Here is a 22,898-nt window from a genome sequence, read left to right on the forward strand (position 1 = left end):
GCTACCGCCGCGCGCCCCCGGAAACGTTGTGGCCGCGCGGCGTTGTCATTTCACGGGGGGAGCTCGGCGTGCGCGGAAACCGGAATAACCGCGGTGACCGTACGGAACCGACGGGGATTCCGTTGTCGTTCGGTCAGCAGCGGATGTGGTTCGTCAACAGGCTGGAGAACGCGGGCGCGGCCTACACCATGGCCATGGCGGTCCGGCTCGTCGGCGAGCTGCGCAGGCCGGCCCTGGAGGCGGCCTGGGCCGACGTGGTCGAGCGCCACGAGGCACTGCGAACGGTCTTCTCCGAGGCGGACGGGGAGGCGTGGCAGTGGGTACGGGACACCCCGCCGGCCGGGCTCGGGGAGCGGAGCATCACCGAAAGCGAGTTGGCCAAGTCCCTCGCCGCCGACGCGGGGCGGGAGTTCGACCTGCGGGCCGAACCGCCGTGCCGGGCGACGCTGTACGCCCTGTCCCCGCGCGAACACGTACTGCTGCTGGTGGTGCACCACATAGCGGTGGACGGCCGGTCCCTGGAAGTGCTGGCCCGTGACCTGTCGCGGGCCTACGCCGCCCGGTCCCGGGGCCGGGGACCGAACTGGCCGCCCCTGCCCGTCGCGTACACGGATTTCGCCCGGCGGCAGCAGGAACTCCTCGGCGCGGAACAGGACCCGCAGAGCGTGTACGGGCGGCAGCTCGCCTACTGGCGCCAGGCCCTGGCGGGGCTGCCCGCCCAGCTGGAGCTGCCCTGCGACCGCCCCCGGCCCGCCGAGCCCCGGCACGAGGGCGGTTCGGTGCCGGTGCGCATTCCGGCGCGTACCCACCGGGCGCTCCTGGAGATCGCGCGTGACTGCGACGCCACCCCGCTCATGGTGGTGCGGGCGGCGCTCGCCGTACTGCTCTCACGGCTGGGCGCGGGCGACGACATCCCCATCGGTTCCCCGGTCGACGGGCGCACCGACGAGACGCTCGACGACCTCGTCGGGTTCGTGGCCAACACCCTCGTCCTGCGGACGAGCCTGGGCGGCGACCCGTCCTTCGCCGACCTGGTCCGGCGGGTCCGCGCCACGGAACTCGCCGCCGAGGCCCACCAGGACCTGCCGTTCGAACACCTCGTCGGGGTGCTGAACCCCGACCGGTCGCTGGCCCGGCACCCGCTCTTCCAGGTGCTGCTGGTGATGGAGGACTCGCCCGGCTCCGCCTGGGACCTGCCCGGCCTGACCGCCGTACCGGAGCGGGTCGGCATCGAGGCCGCGCGGGACGACCTGACGTTCGGCCTCTTCGACCTCTACCTCAACCTGACCGAACGCCACGGCCCCGACGGACGGCCCCGCGGCATCGACGGCGGCCTCTGGCACAACGCGGAACTCTTCGACCGGGCCACGGCCGTCACCCTGGCCGCCCGGCTCACCACCGTCCTCGCCCAGCTGACGGCGGACCCGGCGCTGCGGGTGAGCGAGGCCGGGGTCCTCCTCGACGGTGAACGGGAGCGACTGCTCACCGAGGTGAACACCGGCCGGGCCGCCGCGCCGGACACGACCGTCCCCGAGCGCTTCGCGGAGACGGCCGCCCGCTTCCCGGAGGCGCCCGCCGTCGTCTCCGGCGCGGACACGCTCACCTACGGCGAACTGGACGCGCGCACCAACCGCTTCGCCCGGTACCTGCGAGCCGGGGGAGTGGTGCCCGGGGACCGCGTCGGCGTCCTGCTGCACCGGTCCGCCGAACTGGTCGTCGCGCTGCTCGGCATCGCGAAGGCCGGCGCGCTGGCCGTACCGGTGGACCCGTCCTACCCGGCCGAGCGGGTGCGGTACTTGCTGGAGGACTCCGCTCCCGCGTTGGTCGTGAGCGGGGAGGAGGCGCTGCGGGAGGCCGCCCTGCGGGACTTCTCGGCCGCGCCGTCGCCGGTACGGATATCGCCGGAGTCGGGCCTGTACGTGATGTACACCTCCGGTTCGACCGGCGCGCCCAAGGGCGTGACGGCCACCCACGGCAGCGTCGCGGCCCTCACCCGCGACACGTGCTGGGGCGACATCGGCACCGGCCGCGTCCTGTTCCACGCGCCGCACGCCTTCGACGCCTCGACGTTCGAACTGTGGGTGCCGCTGCTGAACGGCGGCTGCGTGGTGGTGGCGCCGGACGCCGACCTGGACGGGAACACCCTGGCCCGGCTGGTCGGCGAACACGACCTGACGGCCGTACACGTCACCGCCGGGCTGTTCCGCGTGCTCGCCCAGGAGACGCCCGCCTGCTTCACGGGCCTCCGGCACGTCCTGACCGGTGGCGACGTCGTCCCCGCCGAAGCCGTCGCCCGCGTCGCCGAGGCGTGCCCGGACGCGACGCTGCACCACCTGTACGGACCGACAGAAATCACCCTCTGTGCCACCACCCACACCCTCCCGCCCGGCACCCGGGCACCCGCCGCGCTCCCCATCGGCGGGCCGCGCGACGGCGTACGCCTCTTCGTCCTGGACCGCGCCCTGCACCCGGTCCCGGCCGGGGTGACCGGCGAACTGTACGTCGCGGGGCGCGGTGTGGCCCCCGGCTACCTGAACCGCCCCGCGCCGACCGCCGAGCGGTTCGTGGCGTGCCCGTACGGCGGCGGGCGGATGTACCGCACCGGCGACCTCGTCCGCTGGGACCGCGACGGCAACCTGCATTTCGTCCGCCGGGCCGACGACCAGGTGAAGGTCCGGGGTTTCCGCATCGAACCGGCGGAGGTCGAGGCCGTCCTCGGCCGGTGCCCCGGCGTGGACCAGGCCGCCGTCGTCGTACGGGAGGACCGGCCCGGCGACAAGCGGCTGGTCGCGTACATCGTCGGGGACGCGACGGGCGTACGGGACTTCTTGGGCGAGCGGCTGCCCGACTACATGGTCCCCGGCACGGTCGTCACCCTGGACGCGCTGCCGCTCACGGCCAACGGCAAGGTCGACCGGGCCGCGCTGCCCGCGCCCGACCACGCCGTGACCACCTCGGACCGCGCGCCCCGCACCCCGCAGGAACAGATCCTGTGCCGCCTGTTCGCCGAGGTTCTCGGCCTCGACCGGGTCGGCGTCGACGACCGGTTCTTCGACCTCGGCGGCGACTCCCTGCTGGCCATGCGGCTGACCAGCCGGGCCCGTACCGCCCTGGGCGTCGAGATCCCGATGCCCGTGATGTTCGAGTCGCCCACGGCCGCCGGCCTGGCCGGGCGGCTCGGTGAACTGGGCGCCGGCCGCCCGCCCGTGGTCGCGGCCGAGCGGCCGGAGACCCTGCCGCTGTCGTTCGGACAGCAGCGCATGTGGTTCGCGAACCAGCTGGAGGACACCAGCGGCGCCTACAACATGGCCATGGCCGTCCGCCTCACCGGCGACCTGGACCGCACCGCCCTGCGCGCCGCCTGGGCGGACCTGATCGCCCGCCACGAGCCGCTGCGCACGGTCTTCCCCGAGAGCGGGGGCGTACTGCGGCAGCTGGTGCTGGACGGGAGCGGGCCGCGACCGCAGGGCCACCCCGGCGCCGCGCATCCGGACGGCCGGACCGACGCCCCGGAGCCGCTCATCGTCGCCACCACCGAGGAAGACCTCGACACCGTACTCGCCGAGCACGTCGGCCGCCGGTTCGCACTCGACGAGGCACCGCCCCGTCGGGCCACCCTGTTCGAACTGTCCGCCCGTGAACACGTGCTCCTGGTCGTCGTGCACCACATCGCCGCCGACGGCTGGTCGATGGGCGTCCTCGCGCGGGACCTCTCGACGGCGTACGCGGCGCGGAGCGCGGGCCACGCGCCGGGCTGGGCGCCGCTGCCCGTCCAGTACGCCGACTTCGCCCTCTGGCAACACGCACTCCTCGACAGCGGCAACGACCTGCTCGGCACGCAACTCGCCTACTGGACCGACACTCTCGCCGGCCTGCCGGACCAGATCGAGCTGCCCACCGACCGGCCGCGCCCCGCCACGGCCAGCCACCGAGGCGCCGTGCTGCAGTTCACCGTCGACGCCCGGGTGCACCGGCGGCTTAACGACATCGCGCGCGCCTGCGACGCCACCCTGTTCACCGTCGCGCAGGCCGCGGTCGTGCTGCTGCTGTCCCGGCTCGGCGCGGGCGAGGACATCCCGCTCGGCACACCCGTCACGGACCGCACCGACGAGTCCCTGGACGGGGCCGTCGGGTTCTTCCTCAACACACTGGTGCTGCGGACCGACGCCGGGGGCGATCCGTCCTTCACCGAACTGGTGGCGCGCGCCCGGGACGCCGACCTGGGCGCGTACGCCCACCAGGACCTCCCCTTCGAGCACCTCGTGGAGGCGGTGAACCCCGCCCGGTCGACCGCCCGGCACCCGCTGTTCCAGGTGCTGCTGGTGATGGAGGACGAGCTGAACCCCGCATGGGACCTGCCCGGCCTCGGCGCGGTACCGGTCCCCGTACCGCCCGCGACGGTCGAGTTCGACCTGGTCTTCGGCCTGGGGGAGCGGACCGGCGGCGCCGGCCTGGACGGCTATCTGGAGTTCGCCACCGATCTCTTCGACCCGGATGGCGCGCGGCGCCTGGTCAACCGGCTGCTCGCGGTGCTCGACCAGGTCGCCGACAACCCCGGCCTGCGCCTGGGCGAGGTCGAACTGCTGGCTCCCGAGGAGCGCGACCGGCTGGTGTCCGGCGTCAACGTGGGGGCGGCGGACGCCGGGGACCGCACGGTCCTCGACGTGTTCGACGCGACCGTACGGCGGTCCCGGGCCGAGACCGCCGTGACGGCGGACGGCACCTCGCTGACGTACGGCGAACTGGACGCGCGGGCCAACCGCTTCGCCCGGTACCTGCGCGGCAGGGGAGTGCACCCCGGCGACCGCGTGGCCGTCACGCTGCCCCGGTCGGCGGAACTGGTCGTCGTCCTCCTCGGCATCGCGAAGGCGGGGGCCGTGTTCGTACCGGTGGACACGGCGTATCCGGCGGAGCGGGTGCGGTTCCTGCTGGAGGATTCCGCGCCGGTGCTGCTGGTGGGAGAGGAGGAGGTGCGCGAAGCCGCTCTCGGGGGCTTCCCGGCCGCTCCCCTTCCGGTACGGCTGTCGCCGCAGGCGGGGCTGTACGTGATGTACACCTCGGGTTCGACGGGGGTGCCGAAGGGTGTGGTGGCCACGCACGGGGGCGTTGCGGGGCTGGCGTCGGATTCCTGCTGGGGCGACATCGGAACGGGCCGGGTGCTGTTCCACGCGCCGCATGCTTTCGATGCTTCGACGTTCGAGTTGTGGGTGCCGTTGCTGAACGGCGGTTGTGTGGTGGTGGCGCCGGAGGCGGCGGATATGGACGGCGGCACGCTGGCCCGTCTGGTCCGCGAGTACGCGCTGACGGCGGTGCATGTGACCGCCGGGCTGTTCCGGGTGCTGGCCCAGGAGACGCCCACCTGCTTCGCGGGCCTCCGGCACGTCCTGACCGGCGGCGATGTCGTCCCCGCCGAAGCCGTCGCCCGTGTCGCCGAGGCGTGCCCGGGCATCGTGCTCCGCCATCTGTACGGGCCGACCGAGACCACGCTGTGCGCGACGACGTTCGTCATCGAGCCGGGGGCGGAGGTCCCGGATGTCCTGCCGATCGGCGGACCCCGCGACGGGCAACGCCTCTTCGTGCTGGACGGTTTCCTGCGGCCTGTTCCGGTGGGTGTGGCGGGGGAGTTGTATGTGGCGGGGCGTGGGGTGGCGCGTGAGTATCTGGGCCGTGCGGCGCTGACGGCGGAACGCTTCGTGGCGTGCCCGTACGGGGGCGGGAGGATGTACCGGACGGGAGATGTCGTCCGGTGGAACCAGGACGGCAACCTCGTGTTCCTGGGCCGGTCCGACGACCAGGTGAAGATCCGGGGCTTCCGGATCGAACTGGCGGAGGTCGAGGCCGTCCTCGGGCAGGCTCCGGGCGTGGCCCAGGCCGCCGCCGTCGTACGGGAGGACCGGCCCGGGGACAAGCGGCTGGTCGCGTACGTGGTCGGAAATGCGGAACGCGTAAGGGAATTCGCGGCGGGGCGGCTGCCGGATTACATGGTGCCCGCCGTGGTCGTCGCGCTGGACGAGTTGCCGCTCACGGCCCATGGGAAGGTCGATCGGGCTGTGTTGCCCGCGCCTGATTATGGGGTGGTTGTTTCGGAGCGTGTGGCGCGTACTCCGCAGGAGCAGATTCTGTGCCGTTTGTTTGCGGAGGTTTTGCATCTGGAGCGGGTGGGTGTTGATGACGGTTTCTTTGCTCTGGGTGGGGATTCGTTGTTGGCGACGCGGTTGGCGAGTCGGGTCAAGGGTGCGTTGGGTGTGGAGATTTCGGTGCGGGCGTTGTTCGAGGCGCCGACGGTGGCGGGGCTGGCGGGGCGGTTGGATGAGTTCGAGGCGGTGCGGCCGGTGTTGGTGCCGGTGGGGCGGCCTGATCGGTTGCCGTTGTCGTTCGGTCAGCAGCGGATGTGGTTTCTGCACAGTCTGGAGGGGCCGAGTGCGACCAACAATATTCCTCTTGCGGTCCGGCTGACCGGGGAGTTGAATGCCGCGGCGCTGGAGGCGGCGTGGTCGGATGTCGTGGCGCGGCACGAGACGTTACGCACCCGCTATCCGGAGAACGCCGGCCACGCCCGCCAGGACATCACCGACGCGGCCGAGGTGACCGTACAGCTCACCACCGTCAAAATCGGCGCGGACGAGGGCGACGTGGCGCGGGCGCTGGCATCCGGTGTCGAAGAGGGATTCCGTATCGAAGCGGAACTGCCCTGGCGCATCACGCTTTTCGAAATGACGCCGGCCGACCACGTCCTGCTGATCGTGGTGCATCACATCGCCGCCGACGGCTGGTCCATGGGCGTCCTGGCCGACGACCTGGCGCTTGCCTACGCGGCGCGGGCCGAGGGCCGTGCGCCCGGCTGGGCGCCGCTGCCCGTCCAGTACGCCGACTTCACCCTCTGGCAGCGCGAACTCCTCACCCAGGACACCGACGACGGGCTGTTCGGCCGGCAGGCCGCCTTCTGGGCCGAAACCCTCGCCAACCTGCCGGAACACCTGAAGCTGCCCTTCGACCGGCCCCGTCCGCCGGTGGCATCCCACCAGGGAGGCTTCCTGCCCTTCTCGGTGGACGCCGCGGTCCACCGCCGCCTGGCGGAGATCGCGCGCGAGTGCGACGCCACGCTGTTCATGGTCGCCCAGGCGGCCGTCGCCGTGCTGCTGTCGCGCCTCGGCGCCGGGGACGACATCCCGCTCGGCACCCCCATCGCGGGCCGCACCGACGAGGCCGTGGACGGCCTGGTCGGCAACTTCCTCAACACGCTGGTGCTGCGTACGGACGTCGGCGGCAATCCTTCCTTCGCCGACCTGGTCGGCCGGGTGCGGGAGACCGACCTCGCCGCCTACGCCCACCAGGACCTCCCCTTCGAAAACCTGGTGGAGGCGCTGAACCCGGTCCGCTCCCTGGCCCGGCACCCGCTCTTCCAGGTCGCCTTCGCCCTCCAGAACGCGCCCGAGACGCACTTCGACGCCCCGGGGCTGGAGTCCCGGCTGATACCGGTGGAGATGACCACCTCGAAGTTCGACCTGTCGGTCCTGATGTGGGAACGCCGGGACACCGACGGTGCCCCCGCGGGCCTGGAGTGCTACCTGGAGTTCGCCGCCGACCTCTTCGACCGGGCCACCGCCGAGCGCCTGGCGGCCCGGCTGCTCGCGGTGCTCGACCAGGTCACCGCGGACTCCGGCGTACCGGCCGGGGAGGTGGACGTCCTGGGCGAGGACGAGCGGACCCGCCTCACGTCGGCGGCGGCGTCCGGGCCGGCCGGCGCGCGGGACGAGACCGTGCCGCAGTGCTTCGCACGGGTCGTCGCGCGGCACGGGGACGACGTGGCGGTGGAGTCCGCCGACACCACGCTGACCTACCGGGAACTGGACGCGTGGGCCGACCGCTGCGCCTGGTACCTGCACGCGAAGGGCGTCACCCCCGGCGACCGGGTCGCGGTGATGCTGGACCGCTCGGTGGAACTCGTCGCCGTGCTGCTGGGCATCGCCAAGGCGGGCGCGGTGGCCGTACCGGTGGACACGGCGTACCCGGTCGAGCGGGTGCGGTTCCTGCTGGAGGACGCCACTCCCGTACTGGTCGTGACGCGTTCGGAGGTCGCGGAGGCGCTGCGGCACTTCCCGGCCGTGCCACCGCCGGTGGCGGCACAGCCGGAATCGGGCCTGTACGTGATGTACACCTCCGGTTCGACCGGTACGCCCAAGGGCGTCCTCACGACCCATGCGAACGTCACCGCGCTCGCCCTCGACCCCTGCTGGAACGGCGTCGGCGACGGGCGGACGCTCTTCCACGCCCCGCACACCTTCGACGCGTCCACCCTGGAACTGTGGGTGCCGCTCCTCAACGGCGGGTCCGTGGTCGTCGCGCCCGCCCTGGACCTGGACGGGGAGACGCTGGCCCGGCTGACCGGTGCGCACGCGTTGACGGCCGTACACGTCACGGCCGGTCTCTTCCGCGTCCTCGCGCAGGAGTCCCCCGGCTGCTTCGCGGGGCTGCGGCATGTCCTGACCGGCGGCGACGTGGTGCCCGCCGAGGCGGTCGCCCGGGTCGCCGAAGCCTGCCCCGGCGCCGCCGTCCACCACCTCTACGGGCCGACGGAGACCACCCTCTGCGCCACCACCCACACCCTCGCCCCCGGCACCGGGGCACCGGCCGTCCTGCCGATCGGCCGCCCCCGCGTCGGCACCGCGGTCTTCGTCCTGGACGCCCTGCTGCGCCCGGTGCCCACGGATGTGGCGGGAGAACTGTACGTGGCGGGGCGCGGTGTCGCGCGCGGCTATCTCGGCCGTGCGGCGCTGACCGCGGAGCGCTTCGTGGCGTGCCCGTACGGCGGCGGACGGATGTACCGTACGGGCGACCTGGTCCGCTGGGACCGGGACGGCAACCTCGTCTTCCTCGGCCGGGCCGACGACCAGGTCAAGGTGCGCGGCTTCCGGATCGAGCCCGCCGAGATCGAGGCCGTCCTCGGGCAGGCCCCGGGCGTGGCCCAGGCCGCCGTCGTCGTAAGGGAGGACCGGCCCGGCGACAAGCGCCTCGTCGCGTACGTCGTCGGGGACGCCACGGGCATCCGCGACTTCGCCGCCGACCGGCTGCCGGACTACATGATCCCCGGCACCGTCGTCACCCTCGACGCGCTGCCCATCACCGGCAACGGCAAGGTCGACCGGGCCGCGCTGCCCGCACCCGACTACGCGGCGGCCTCCGCGGGACGCGCGCCCCGCACGCCGCTCGAAGCGCTGTTCTGCCGCCTGTTCGCGGAAGTCCTCGGACTGACGACGGCGGACGACCGCGCGGAAGTCCCGGCGGGCCCGGACCCGCACGGCCCGGACCCGGACGCCGGAGTGGGCGCCGACGCCAACTTCTTCGAACTCGGCGGCGACAGCATCATCTCCCTGCAACTGGTCGCCCGCGTCGCCAGGGCCGGATACCGGATCAGCGCGACGGACGTCTTCCAGCACAAGACCCCGGAGGCCCTCGCCGTCGTCGCCCGGCCCGTCACGGACGAGGAGACCCGGCACGACGACAGCGCGGGACCCCTGCCCCTCACCCCGGTCATGCGGCAGCTCGCCGACCGGCAGGACCTGGCCGGACCGCTGCACCAGACCGTCATGGTCCACACCCCGGCCGGCCTCACCGCCGCCCACCTCACCACCGCCCTCCAGGCCGTCCTGGACCACCACGGCGCCCTGCGGCTCCGCCTCGGCCCCGACGACACCGGCACGCTGCACGTCCGGCCGCCGGGCGCCGTGGCGGCAGCGGACATGCTGCGGACGGTACGGCTGCCCGGACCGGCCGAGCAGATCACGGCGGTGATCGTCCGTGAGCAGTGCGCCGCCGCGACCGGACGGCTCGACCCGCGCACCGGCGCCGTACTGCAAGCCGTATGGTTCGACACGGGAACGCACCGGCCGGGCCGCCTCTTCCTGGCCGCGCACCACCTCTGCGTGGACAGCGCCTCCTGGCGCATCCTCCTCGACGACCTGGCCCTCGCCTGCGAGGCGGCGCAGGCGGGCACCGAACCGCAGCTGCCCCCGGTCCGCACATCCTTCCGCCGCTGGGCCGAACTGCTGCGACAGGCCGCCCACGACCCCGCCCGGACCGCCGAACTGCCGCTGTGGAAGCGCATCGGCGCGCCCACCGCCCCGCTCCTGCCGGACCCGCCCACCGGGCCGGGCGGGTCCGGGACCCTGACCATGACCCTGTCGCCCGCGACGTCGGCGGCCCTGCTCACCACCGTGCCGGCGGCCTTCCACGCCGAGGTCACCGAAGTGCTCCTCGCCGCGCTGGTGCTCGCGGTCGCCGACTGGCGCGGCCGGCCCGGCGCCGTCCTCGTGGACCTCGAACGGCACGGCCGCGAAAGCGGCCTCGCACCCGGCGCCGACCTCTCCCGTACGGTCGGCTGGTTCACCAGCATCCACCCCGTACGGCTCGACCCGAACGCCGGGGAGGACCCCGGCGCCCGGCCCGGCGTCCCCGACCCGGGAACCGTACTCAAACGCGTCAAGGAACAGGTCAGGGAACTCCCCGGGCACGGCATCGGCCACGGCCTGCTGCGCCACCTGAACGCGCGGACGGCCGCGGACCTGGCCGGACTCGCCGAACCACCGATCCTGTTCAACTACCTCGGCCGCACCCCCGCAGCCGACGGACACCGGACGGCCACCGCCTGGACCACCACCGGCGACGCCCACCCGCCCGAAGGCGTACGCACCCACCTCATCGACCTCGACGCCCTCGCCGTGGACACCGACGACGGCCCCCGGCTGACCGCGCACTGGGCCTGGGACCCGGCGCGGGTCTCCGAGGCCGACCTGCGCCGGCTCGGCCACGCGTGGTTCCGCGCCGCCGAGGACCTGGTGGCGTGCGCCGCGCACACGGACGCGGGCGGCCGTACCCCGTCGGACCTCGACCTCGTCGCCCTGACGCAGGACGACATCGACCAGCTCGAAACGGAATGGGGAAAGTAGCCGTGAGCAAGCCCGGACTGGCCGACATATGGCCGCTCGCGCCGATGCAGAAGGGCATGTTGTTCCACGCCCTCTACGACGCCGAGGCCACGGACATCTACCGGGGCCAGGTGGTCCTGGACCTGGACGGCCCCCTCGACACGGACGCCCTCAGGGCGGCGGGACACGCGCTGCTGCGCCGGCACCCGACCCTCAGGGCGGGGTTTCGCACCCTGAAATCCGGCGAGACGGTGCAGATCATCCCGCAGCGCGCGGACCTGCCGTGGCAGGAGCTGGACCTGCGCCCCGTACCGGCCGACCGCCGCGCGGACGCCCTGGACGAGGCGGTGCGCGCGGAGTGGACCCGGCGCTTCGACCTCGCGGCGCCGCCCCTGCTGCGGCTCACCGCCATCCGCGTGGCCGACACCCGCACCCGCGTCGTGCTGACCGTCCACCACATCCTCTGCGACGGCTGGTCGACCTCGATCGTCGCCAACGAACTGGTGGAGCTGTACCGCAACGGCGGCGACGAACGCGCCCTGCCGCCGGTCACCCCGTACCGCAGCTACCTCGCCTGGCTGGCCCGCCGCGACGACGCGGCCGCCACCGACGCCTGGCGGCAGGCGCTCCACGGCGCACAGCCGACCCTGGTCGCCCCGGAGACGGGCAGCCGCGCACCGGTCGACCCCGACGAGATACGGGTCGAACTGCCCGCCCCGCTGGTGACCGCGCTCGCGGGCCTGGCCCGCCGGCACGGCGTGACCATGAGCACCGTGATGCGCGGCGCGTGGGCCGTGCTGCTCGGCACCCTGACCGGACGCGACGACGTGGTCTTCGGGGGGACCACGGCCGGGCGCCCGCCGGAGATCCCGGGCATCGACACCACCGTCGGGCTGTTCATCAACACCCTGCCGGTACGGGCCCGCTGGACGGCCACCGACACCGTCGCCCAGCTGCTCACCCGTCTCCAGGACGCACAGGCGGCGCTGCTGCCCCACGAACACCTGAGCCTGTCCGAGGTCCAGGGCATCGCCGGGACCCGCACCCTCTTCGACACCCTGACCGTCTTCCAGAACTACCCCGTCGACCTGCTCGACCTGACCGGGACCACCGCGCGGTCGGTGTCCGGGGACCTGAACCTGGCGAGCGTCGGCGGCCGGGACGCCGCGCACTATCCGCTGACGTTCACCGCGATGTCCGAGCGGTTCCGCCTGACCTACCGCCCCGACCTGTTCACCCGCGCCGACGCGCAGCTCCTGGCCGACCGCGTCGTCAAGATCCTCGGACAGCTGGCGGCCGACCCGGCCACCCGGGTCGGCGACATCGACGTACTCGTGGACGGCGAACGGGACCGGCTGCTGCGCGGCGTGAACCTCGGCGCCCCGGGCGCCGCGCCGACGACCGTGCCCGGCCGCTTCGAGCGGACCGCCCGGCGGCACGCGCACGAAGCGGCGGTCGTGTCCGAGGAAGGCGTCCTGACCTACGCGGAGCTGGACGCGCGGGCGAATCGATTCGCCCGCGCACTGCGTGCCCGTGGCGTGACCACGGGGGACCGGGTGGGCGTGGCGCTGCCCCGCTCCGCCGCCCTCGTGACCGCGCTGCTGGGCATCGCGAAGGCGGGGGCGGTGTTCGTACCGGTGGACACGGCGTATCCGGCGGAGCGGGTGCGGTGGCTGCTGGAGGACTCGGCGCCGGTGCTGGTGGTGAGCGGCACCGAGGTCGAAGAGGCCCTGCGGGATTTCTCCGCCGCGCCGCTGCCGGTGGAGGTCTCGCCGCAGGCGGGGCTGTACGTGATGTACACCTCGGGTTCGACGGGGGTGCCGAAGGGTGTGGTGGCCACGCACGGGGGCGTTGCGGGGCTGGCGTCGGACTCGTGCTGGGGGGATGTCGGTGCGGGGCGGGTGCTGTTCCACGCGCCGCATGCTTTCGATGCTTCGACGTTCGAGTTGTGGGTGCCGTTGCTGAACGGCGGTTGTGTGGTGGTGGCGCCGGAGGCGGCGGATGTGGACGGGGGCACGCTGGCCCGTCTGGTCCGTGAGTACGCGCTGACGGCGGTGCATGTGACTGCCGGGCTGTTCCGGGTGCTGGCCCAGGAGACGCCCACCTGCTTCGCCGATCTCCAGCACGTCCTGACCGGCGGCGACGTGGTACCGGCCGAGTCCGTGGCGAGCGTCATGGCCGCCCTGCCCCGGCGTGACGGTACGTCATCTGTACGGGCCGACCGAGACCACGCTGTGCGCGACGACGTTCGCCCTCGACCCGGGGGCGAAGGTGCCCGCGGTGCTGCCGATCGGCGGTCCTCGGGACGGCGTCCGGGTCTTCGTGCTGGACGGTTTCCTGCGGCCTGTTCCGGTGGGTGTGGCGGGGGAGTTGTATGTGGCGGGGCGTGGGGTGGCGCGTGAGTATCTGGGCCGTGCGGCGCTGACGGCGGAGCGCTTCGTGGCGTGCCCGTACGGCGGCGGGAGGATGTACCGGACCGGTGACCTGGCCCGCTGGGACCGGGACGGCAACCTCGTGTTCCTGGGCCGGTCCGACGACCAGGTGAAGATCCGGGGCTTCCGGATCGAACTCGCCGAGGTCGAGGCCGTCCTCGCCCGGTGCCCCGGCGTGGCGCAGGTAGCGGTGCTGGCACGGGAGGACCGGCCCGGTGACAAGCGGCTGGTCGCGTACGTCGTCGGAAATGCGGAACGCATAAGGGAATTCGCGTCCGGACGGCTGCCGGACTACATGGTTCCTTCTGCGACGGTGGTTCTGGACGAGTTGCCGCTCACGGCCCATGGGAAGGTTGATCGGGCTGTGTTGCCCGCGCCTGATTATGGGGTGGTTGTTTCGGAGCGTGTGGCGCGTACTCCGCAGGAGCAGATTCTGTGCCGTTTGTTTGCGGAGGTTTTGCGTCTGGAGCGGGTGGGTGTTGATGACGGTTTCTTTGCTCTGGGTGGGGATTCGTTGTTGGCGACGCGGTTGGCGAGTCGGGTCAAGGGTGCGTTGGGTGTGGAGATTTCGGTGCGGGCGTTGTTCGAGGCGCCGACGGTGGCGGGTCTGGCGGGGCGGTTGGATGAGTTCGAGGCGGTGCGGCCGGTGTTGGTGCCGGTGGGGCGGCCTGATCCGTTGCCGTTGTCGTTCGGTCAGCAGCGGATGTGGTTCCTGCACAGTCTGGAGGGGCCGAGTGCGACCAACAATATTCCTCTTGCGGTCCGGCTGACCGGGGAGTTGAATACCGCGGCGCTGGAGGCGGCGTGGGCGGATGTCGTGGCGCGGCACGAGACGTTACGCACCCGCTATCCGGAGAACGCCGGCCACGCCCGCCAGGAAACCCTGTCGGCCGTACCGGCCCGTATCCCCGTCGTCGCCGTCACCGATGAAACGCTGGACGCGTCCCTCGCCGACGAAGCCGCCCGGGGATTCCGGATCGAAACGGAACTGCCCTGGCGCATCACGCTCTTCGAGCTGTCGCCCACCGATCGCGTCCTGCTGATGGTCGTGCACCACATCGCCGCCGACGGCTGGTCCATGGGCGTGCTGATGCGTGACCTCTCGGCGGCGTACGCGGCGCGGGCCGAGGGCCGTGCGCCCGGCTGGGCGCCGCTGCCCGTCCAGTACGCCGACTTCACCCTCTGGCAGCGCGAACTCCTCACCCAGGACACCGACGACGGGCTGTTCGGCCGGCAGGCCGCCTTCTGGGCCGAAACCCTCGCCAACCTGCCGGAACACCTGGAACTGCCCTTCGACCGGCCCCGCCCGGCCACAGCGAGCCACCGGGGCGCGATGCTCCCGTTCACCGTGGACGCCGCCGTGCACCGGCGGTTCCTGGAGATCGCCAGGGAGTGCGATGCCACGCTGTTCATGGTCACGCAAGCCGCCGTCGTGGCGCTGCTGTCGCGCCTCGGCGCCGGGGACGACATCCCGCTCGGCACCCCCATCGCGGGCCGCACCGACGAGACCCTCGACGGGCTCGTGGGCAACTTCCTCAACACGCTGGTGCTGCGTACGGACGTCGGCGGCAATCCTTCCTTCGCCGACCTGGTCGGCCGGGTGCGGGAGACCGACCTCGCCGCCTACGCCCACCAGGACCTCCCCTTCGAAAACCTGGTGGAGGCGCTGAACCCGGTCCGCTCGCTGGCCCGGCACCCGCTCTTCCAGGTCGCCTTCGCCCTCCAGAACGCACCCGGCACGGACTTCGCGGCGCCCGGCCTCGATGCCGAGGTCGTCCCGGTGGGACTGACCTCCTCGAAGTTCGACCTGTCGGTGGTGCTGCGGGAACGGCCGGACGGCGGCGGCCTCGACGGCCTGCTGGAGTTCGCCACCGACCTGTTCGACCCGGCCACCGCGCAGGCCCTGGCCGCGCGGCTGGTGGAGGTGTTCGGCCGGCTCGCCGGCGACTCCCGTGCCCGGGTGGGCGATCTGGACATCCTCCTGGACGGGGAGCAGCAGCGGCTCGTGTCCGGGGTGAACATCGGGCAGCCCGGCACCGGCGCCGCCGACCGCACGGTGCCCGACCTGTTCGAGCAGGCCGCGGCCCGCTGCCCGGACGCCCCCGCCGTCGTGTCCGGTGCGCTGACCCTGACCTACCGGGAACTGGAAGCGCGGGCGAACCGGTTCGCGCACTACCTGCTCGCGAAGGGCGTCGGCGCGGGGGACCGGGTGGCGGTACTGCTGCCGCGGACCGCCGAGCTGGTGACCGTACTGCTCGGGATCGCCAAGGCGGGGGCGGTGTTCGTCCCCGTCGACACCGCGTATCCGGCCGAGCGGGTGCGGTTCCTGCTGGAGGACGCCGCGCCCGCGCTGGTGGTGACCGAGGCCGTGGCGCAGGAGGCACTCGAAGGCTTCCCCGCGACCCCGCCTCCCGTGCGGGTGTCGCCCGATTCCGGCCTGTACGTGATGTACACCTCCGGTTCGACCGGGACGCCCAAGGGCGTGCTGGTCACCCACGGCGGCGCGGCGGCCCTCGCGCACGACGCGTGCTGGGGCGGCATCGGAGCGGGCCGGGTGCTGTTCCACGCGCCGCACGCCTTCGACGCGTCCGCCTTCGAGCTGTGGGTGCCGCTGCTGAACGGCGGCAGCGTCGTGGTCGCGCCCGCGGCCGACATGGACGGCGGGACGCTCGCCGGGCTCGTCGCGGCGCACGGGGTCACGGCGGCGCACGTCACGGCCGGGCTGTTCCGGGCGCTGGCGCAGGAGTCCCCCGGCTGCTTCGCGGGGCTGCGGCACGTGCTGACCGGTGGTGACGTGGTGCCCCCGGAGGCGGTCGCCCGCGTCGCCGAAGCCTGCCCCGGCGCCACCGTCCATCATCTGTACGGGCCGACGGAGACGACCCTGTGTGCCACCACGCACACCCTCGCCCCCGGTACGGAAGCACCGTCCGTCCTGCCGATCGGCCGCCCGCGCGACGGCACCGCGGTCTTCGTCCTGGACCGGTTCCTGCGCCCCGCCCCGGTGGGCGTGGCCGGCGAGCTGTACATCGCCGGGCAGGGGCTCGCGCGTGGCTATCTCGGCCGTGCAGCGCTGACCGCGGAACGCTTCGTGGCGTGCCCGTACGGGGGCGGGAGGATGTACCGGACCGGTGATCTGGTTCGCTGGGACGCGGACGGCAACCTCGTCTTCCTCGGCCGGGCCGACGACCAGGTCAAGATCCGGGGCTTCCGGATCGAACTCGCCGAGGTCGAGGCCGTCCTCGCCCGGTGCCCCGGCGTGGACCAGATCGCGGTGCTCGCGCGGGAGGACCGGCCCGGGAACAAGCGCCTCGTCGCGTACGTCGTCGGGGACGCGCAGCACGTACGCGACTTCGCGGCCGAGCGGCTGCCCGACTACATGGTGCCGTCGGCGACGGTGGTTCTCGACGAGCTGCCGCTGACCGTCAACAGCAAGGTCGACCGGGCCGCGCTGCCCGCACCCGACCACCCGGCGGCCGCCGCGGGACGCGCGCCCCGCACACCGCTCGAAACGCTGTTCTGCCGCCTGTTCGCGGACCTCCTCGGCCTCGGGACACCGGAAGCGGACACGGGAGCGGACACCGTCCCGGGAACAGCCGTCCCGGTCGCCGCGGACGCCAACTTCTTCGAACTCGGCGGTGACAGCATCGTCTCCCTGCTGCTCGTCGCCCGTGCCGCGAAAGCCGGGTACCGGATCAGCGCGGCGGACGTCTTCCAGCACAAGACACCGGAAGCCCTCGCCCTCGCCGCGCAGCCCGTCACGGAGGACGACGTCCACCACGAGGACGGGGACGGAACCGTACCCCTCACCCCGATCATGCGGGAGCTGACCGCGCGCGGCGGCCCGGCCACACTGGCCGCCAGGTTCGCGCAGTGGACCGTCGTACGCGTCCCGGCCCACGCGGGAGCGGACCGCCTGACCCGGGCCGTCGAGAAGGTGGTGGCCCACCACGCCATGCTGCGGGCCCGCCTGGTCGTCCCGGGCGACGCGGAACCGTACCTCGAAGTCGGTGACGCGGCCCCGGTCCCGGACCGGGTCCGGCGCGTGGACGCCCGGGGACTGCCGGACCAGGCGTTCGAAGAGCTGATCGACACCGAGGCGCGGGCGGCGTCCGGCCGCCTCGACCCGCGGACCGGCACCACCCTGCGAGCGGTCTGGTTCGACCGGGGGACCGGGCGGCCCGGACGGCTCGCGATCGTCGTCCACCACCTGGTCTTCGACGCGGTGTCCTGGCGCATCCTGCTGCCGGACCTCGCCGCCGCCTGGACGGACCCCGACGCGCCGCTGGCGCCGGTCGCGGCCTCGTTCCGCAGCTACGCCCGGCAGGCGGCGACGGCGGGACCGCCGCGGCCCGCCGGGCCGGCCCAGGGCACCGAAGGGCAGCTGCGGCAGCGTACGTTCACCGTGCCCGCGCGGACCACGTCCGCCGTACTGACCACCGTCCCCGCCGCCTTCCACGCCACGACGGGCGATGTCCTGCTCGCCGCGCTCACCGCGGCCCTCACCGAGGAACGGCCGGGCCCGGTCGTCCTCGACATCGAAGGGCACGGCCGCGACGGAGACCTGGACCTGTCGCGGACGGTGGGCTGGTTCACCACCCTGCGCCCGGTCCGCCTGGACGCGGGCGTCACCGACTTCGACGAGGTGCGCGCGGGCGGCCCGGCCGCGGACCGGCTGCTCAAGCGGGTCAAGGAACAGGCCGCCCAGCCGTACGGGGACGACCTGCCCGCGCCCACGGCCGGCTTCAACTACCTGGGCCGGTTCTCCGTCGCGGGCCCGGACACGGGCGACTGGCAGCCGGCCGGCCCCCGCTCCATGGGCGCCGACGCCGACCCGGAACTGCCCGCCCTGCACACGCTGGAATTCGGCGGCCTGGTCCGCGACGGCGACAGCGGTCCCGAACTGGTGCTGCTCGTGTCGTGGCTGGAAGGAGCCCTCACCGAGGACGACGCCGTACGGCTGGCCGACCGCTGGACCGCCCTGCTGGCCGGCCTGGCCGCGCTCGCCGAGGCACCCGACGCGGGCGGCCTGACCCCCTCCGACCTGCCGCTGGTCGACCTGACGCTGGGCCAGCTGGAGGCACTGGAGGACGACTTCAACGAAGTACCCGGTGGAGGAGGTATGCCGTGGACCGCCGCATAGAGGACGTGTGGCCGCTGACACCGCTGCAGGAGGGGCTGCTGTTCCACTCCCTGTACGACGAGAAGGCCGAGGACACCTACGTCGTCCAGGACGTCCTGGACATCGGGGGCGACCTCGACGCGGCCGCGCTGCGGGCGTCCTGGCAGGCCCTGGTGGCCCGGCACGCCACCCTGCGGGCCTGCTTCCGCCAGCCACCGGGCCTCGAACAGCCCGTCCAGGTCATCCCGGCACGCGTGACCCTGCCCTGGCACGACATCGACCTGACCGACCGGCCGCCGCGGGCCGCCCTCGCCGAGGCCGAGCGCCTCGCCGACGAGGAACGCGCCCGGCGCTTCGACCTGGCCGTACCGCCGCTGCTCCGGCTGGTCCTGCTCCGCCTCGGACCGGCCCGGCACCGGCTGATCCTCACCAATCACCACATCCTGATGGACGGCTGGTCGCTGCCGACCCTCCAGCACGAGCTGTGGACCCTCTACGAGGCGGGCGGCGACCCCACCGGCCTGCCGCCCGTCACGCCCTACCGCGACTACCTCGGCTGGCTGAACGCCCAGGACAAGGAGGCCTCACGTGCCGCCTGGCGGGCTGACCTCGCCGGGCTGCGCGCGCCGACGCTGCTGGCACCGGCGACGAGCCGCCCGCCGGCCGCCGCCGGACACGGCCAGGTGCACGCCAAGCTGGCCGCGCCCGCCACCGGGGCACTCACCGAACTGGCCCGCCGCCACGGCCTGACCCCCAACACCTTCGTTCAGGGAGCCTGGGCGCTCCTCCTCGGCCGCCTCCTGGGCCGGGACGACGTGGTGTTCGGCGCGACCGTGGCTGCCCGGCCCGCCGAGCTGCGCGGCGTCGAGTCCATGCTCGGGCTCTTCATCAACACCGTCCCCGTACGCGTGCCCCTGACGGCCTCCCGCCCGGTGTCCGAACTGCTCACCGACGTACAGACCCGGCAGGGCGCCCTGATATCCCACCAGTACCTGGGCCTCAGCGAGATCCAGCGGGCCGGCGGACCCGGCGCCGAGTTCGACAGCCTGATGGTCTACGAGAGCTACCCGCGGGGCGCCACCGAGGAGGAGGACGGGCCCCCGCTCAAGCTCACCCCCGTACGCGCGCACAACGTCAGCCACTACCCCGTCAGCCTGGCCGTCTTCCCGGGCCCCGAGCTGCTGTTCCTGCTGACCCACCGTCCGGAACTGATCAGTGCCCGGAGCGCGGAACTCCTCGCCGCCCGGTTCATCGGCATCCTGGAACAGCTGGCGGCCGACCCGGACATCCTGGCCGGTGACATCGACGTGCTCCTCGACGGCGAACGGTACCGGCTGCTGCACGGCGCGAACACCGGCGCCCCGGGCGTCGCGCCGGCGACCGTCACCGGCCTCTTCGAGCGGACCGTACGGCAGCACGGGCACGACATCGCGGTGGTCTCCGGCGAAACGACCCTGACGTACCGTCAGCTGGACGCGCGGTCCAACCGGATAGCCCGGCACCTGCACGCCACCGGCGCCCGGCCGGGGGACCGGGTGGTGGTGACGCTCGCCCGCTCGCCGGAACTCGTCGTGGCGCTGCTCGGCATCGCCAAGGCGGGGGCGGTGGCCGTACCGGTGGACACCGCACAGCCCGCCAAGCGGGTACGGGCCCTGCTCGACGACGCGGCACCCGCCGCCGTCCTGACCGGGGCCGACGTCGAGGAGGCCCTGCGCGACCACTCCGATCAGGCCCTCGCCAGCGGGGTGACACCGGACTCCGGCCTGTACGTGATGTACACCTCCGGCTCGACCGGCACCCCCAAGGGCGTCGTCGCCACCCACGGCAACATCGCCGCCCTCGCCCAGGACACCTGCTGGGACGGCATCGCCACCGGCCGTGTCCTCTTCCACGCCCCCCACACCTTCGACGCCTCCACCCTCGAACTGTGGGTCCCGCTCCTCAACGGCGGCCGGGTGGTGGTCGCGCCCCCGGCCGACATCACCGCGAAGACACTGGCCCGCCTGGTCACCGACCACGGGCTGACGGCCGTGCACCTGACGGCCGGTCTCTTCCGCGTCCTCGCGCAGGAGACCCCCGAGTGCTTCGCCGACCTGCGGCACGTCCTGACCGGTGGCGACGCGGTGCCGGCCGAGGCCGTCGCGAGCGTCCGCGACGCCTGCCCCGGCGTCACCGTCAGCCATCTGTACGGGCCGACCGAGACCACCCTCTGCGCCACGACCCACGTCGTCGGGCCCGGCGCCCCGGCCCCGGCCGTCCTGCCGATCGGCGGGCCGCGCGACGCGGTACGGGTGTACGTGCTCGACGCCGCGCTGCGGCCGGTCCCGCCCGAGGTCACCGGCGAGCTGTACGTCGCCGGGTCCGGTGTCGCGCGCGGCTACCTCGGCCGTGCGGCGCCGACCGCGGAGCGGTTCGTGGCGTGCCCGTACGGCGGCGGGCGGATGTACCGTACGGGCGACCTGGTCCGCTGGGACGCGGACGGCAACCTGATCTTCCTCGGGCGGGCCGACGACCAGGTCAAGATCCGGGGCTTCCGGATCGAACTCGCCGAGATCGAGGCCGTCCTCGCCCGGTGCCCCGGCGTGGCGCAGGCCGCCGTGCTGGCCCGCGAGGACCGGCCCGGCGACAAACGGCTCGTCGCCTACGTCGTGGGGGAGACCGCGGGCGTACGGGACTTCGCGGCCGAGCGGCTGCCCGACTACATGGTGCCGTCCACGACGGTCGTCCTGGACGAACTGCCGCTGACCGTCAACGGCAAGGTCGACCGGGCCGCGCTGCCTGCCCCCGACCACCCGGCCGGCTACCGCGGACGCGGCCCCAGCTCACCCGTCGAAGAACTCCTGTGCTCCCTGTTCGCCGAGGTCCTCGGCGTGGCCCGGGTCGGCGCCGAGGAAGGGTTCTTCGACCTCGGCGGCGACTCCCTGCTGGCGACCCGCCTGGCCGGCCGCGTCCAGGCCGTCCTCGGCAAGGACCTCGAAGTACGGGTGCTCTTCGAGGCACCGTCCCCGGCCGCCCTCGCCGTCCGCCTGGCCGGCACCGCGGACCAGAACGGACTGACCGCCGGCCCGCGCCCCGACGTCATCCCCCTGACGCCCGGCCAGCGCTCCATGGTCTCCGGCGAATCCCGGTACAACATCCCGCTCACGGTCCGGCTCGGCGGCCCGCTGCGCACCGACGTCCTGGACGCCGCCTGGTACGACGTCGTCACCCGGCACGAGTCCCTGCGCACCCGCTTCCCGGCGACCGGCGGACAGGAGGTCACCGACCCCGCCCGCTCGCCGCTGACCGTCGTCCCCGTCACCGAGGACGACCTGCCCGGGGCGATGGAGGAGGCCCACGCCCGCTCCTTCGACCTGGCCACCGGGCCGCCGAGCCGGGCGACGCTCTTCGCCCTCGCGCCCGACGACCACGTGCTCCAGATCATCGTGCACCACATCGCCGCGGACGGCTGGTCGACCGGACTGATCGCCCGCGACCTGTCCACCGCGTACGCCGCGCGGGCGGCCGGCGACGAACCAGGGTGGGCGCCGCTGCCCGTCCAGTACGCGGACTTCGCCGTGCACCTGCACGAGCAGACGGCGCGCCTGGACGAGCCGGACAGCCCGTTCGGACGCCGCCTCGCCTACTGGACCGGCGTACTCGCCGACCTGCCGGAACAGCCCCTGCTGCGCCGGGACCGGACGCCGCCCGCGGAGCCCACCGGCCTGGGCGGCGACGTCACCTTCACCGTCGACGAGGCCGTGCACCGGGCGCTGCTGGAGACCGCCAGGCGCGAGCGGGCCACCCTGTTCATGGTGCTGCGCGCGGCCCTCGCGGCGCTGTGGGCGCGGCGGGGCGCCGAGAACGTACCGATGGGCACGGTCTCCGCGGGCCGCGCCGACCACGCGACGAGCGACGTCGTCGGCCTCTTCGCCAACCACCTGGTGCTCCGCGCGGACGCGGGCGGGGACCCGACCTTCGCCGAACTCGTCCGCCGGGTACGCAAGGCCGACCTCGCCGCCTACGCCCACCAGGACCTGCCGTCCCAGCTCGTCGAGGAACGCCTCGGACACCGGCCGTTCCAGATGATCACCGGGCTGGAGAACCTGCCGGAAGCGCCCTGGGACCTGCCAGGACTCACGGCGCGGCCGTTGCCGCCCGCACACCTCAACCGGGGCGCCGCGCGCAGCGAACTGGCCGTCACCCTGCGGGAGCTGCGGGCCCCCGGAGGCGGGCCGGCCGGCGTCGAAGGCGTCGTCCGGTACAGCGCCGACGTGTTCGAGCCGCGGACCGTCGAGGCGCTCGCCGACCAGTTGACCGGCGTACTGCGGCAGGTGGCGGCCGAGCCCGCCGCGAAGATCGGCCGGCTCGCGATCGGTCCGCCGCGGGCCGCGACGCCGGAGGACGGCGCACCCCACCAGGACGCGAGGCACAGGACATGAC

General features: G+C 73.6%; 3 protein-coding genes and 1 pseudogene. All 4 read left to right on the forward strand.

Annotation, left to right across the window (positions count from 1 at the left end):
* Nucleotides 1–122 precede the first annotated feature (122 nt).
* The 4 genes and pseudogenes from ACFV57_RS13835 (at nt 123) to ACFV57_RS13850 (ending at nt 22,897) form a co-directional block, all read left to right on the forward strand.
* On the forward strand, nt 123–10,946 hold the full coding sequence (locus ACFV57_RS13835; protein WP_385230161.1) for an amino acid adenylation domain-containing protein: 10,824 nt from the start codon (nt 123–125) through the stop codon (nt 10,944–10,946).
* Nucleotides 10,947–11,002: 56 nt separating this feature from the next.
* Nucleotides 11,003–13,027 (forward strand): annotated as a pseudogene (locus ACFV57_RS13840) (condensation domain-containing protein); the annotation flags it as partial.
* A 91-nt stretch (nt 13,028–13,118) separates the two neighbouring features.
* Nucleotides 13,119–18,497: an amino acid adenylation domain-containing protein gene (locus tag ACFV57_RS13845; RefSeq protein ID WP_385230164.1), complete on the forward strand. Its 5,379-nt coding sequence runs from the start codon at nt 13,119–13,121 to the stop codon at nt 18,495–18,497.
* Nucleotides 18,482–22,897, forward strand: a complete 4,416-nt coding sequence (locus ACFV57_RS13850) for an amino acid adenylation domain-containing protein (RefSeq protein WP_385230167.1) — start codon at nt 18,482–18,484, stop codon at nt 22,895–22,897. The genes ACFV57_RS13845 and ACFV57_RS13850 overlap by 16 nt, the downstream gene beginning before the upstream one ends.
* Nucleotide 22,898: the final 1 nt, after the last annotated feature.

It is taken from the genome of Streptomyces sp. NPDC059788, assembly GCF_042732265.1.
Taxonomy (GTDB): domain Bacteria; phylum Actinomycetota; class Actinomycetes; order Streptomycetales; family Streptomycetaceae; genus Streptomyces.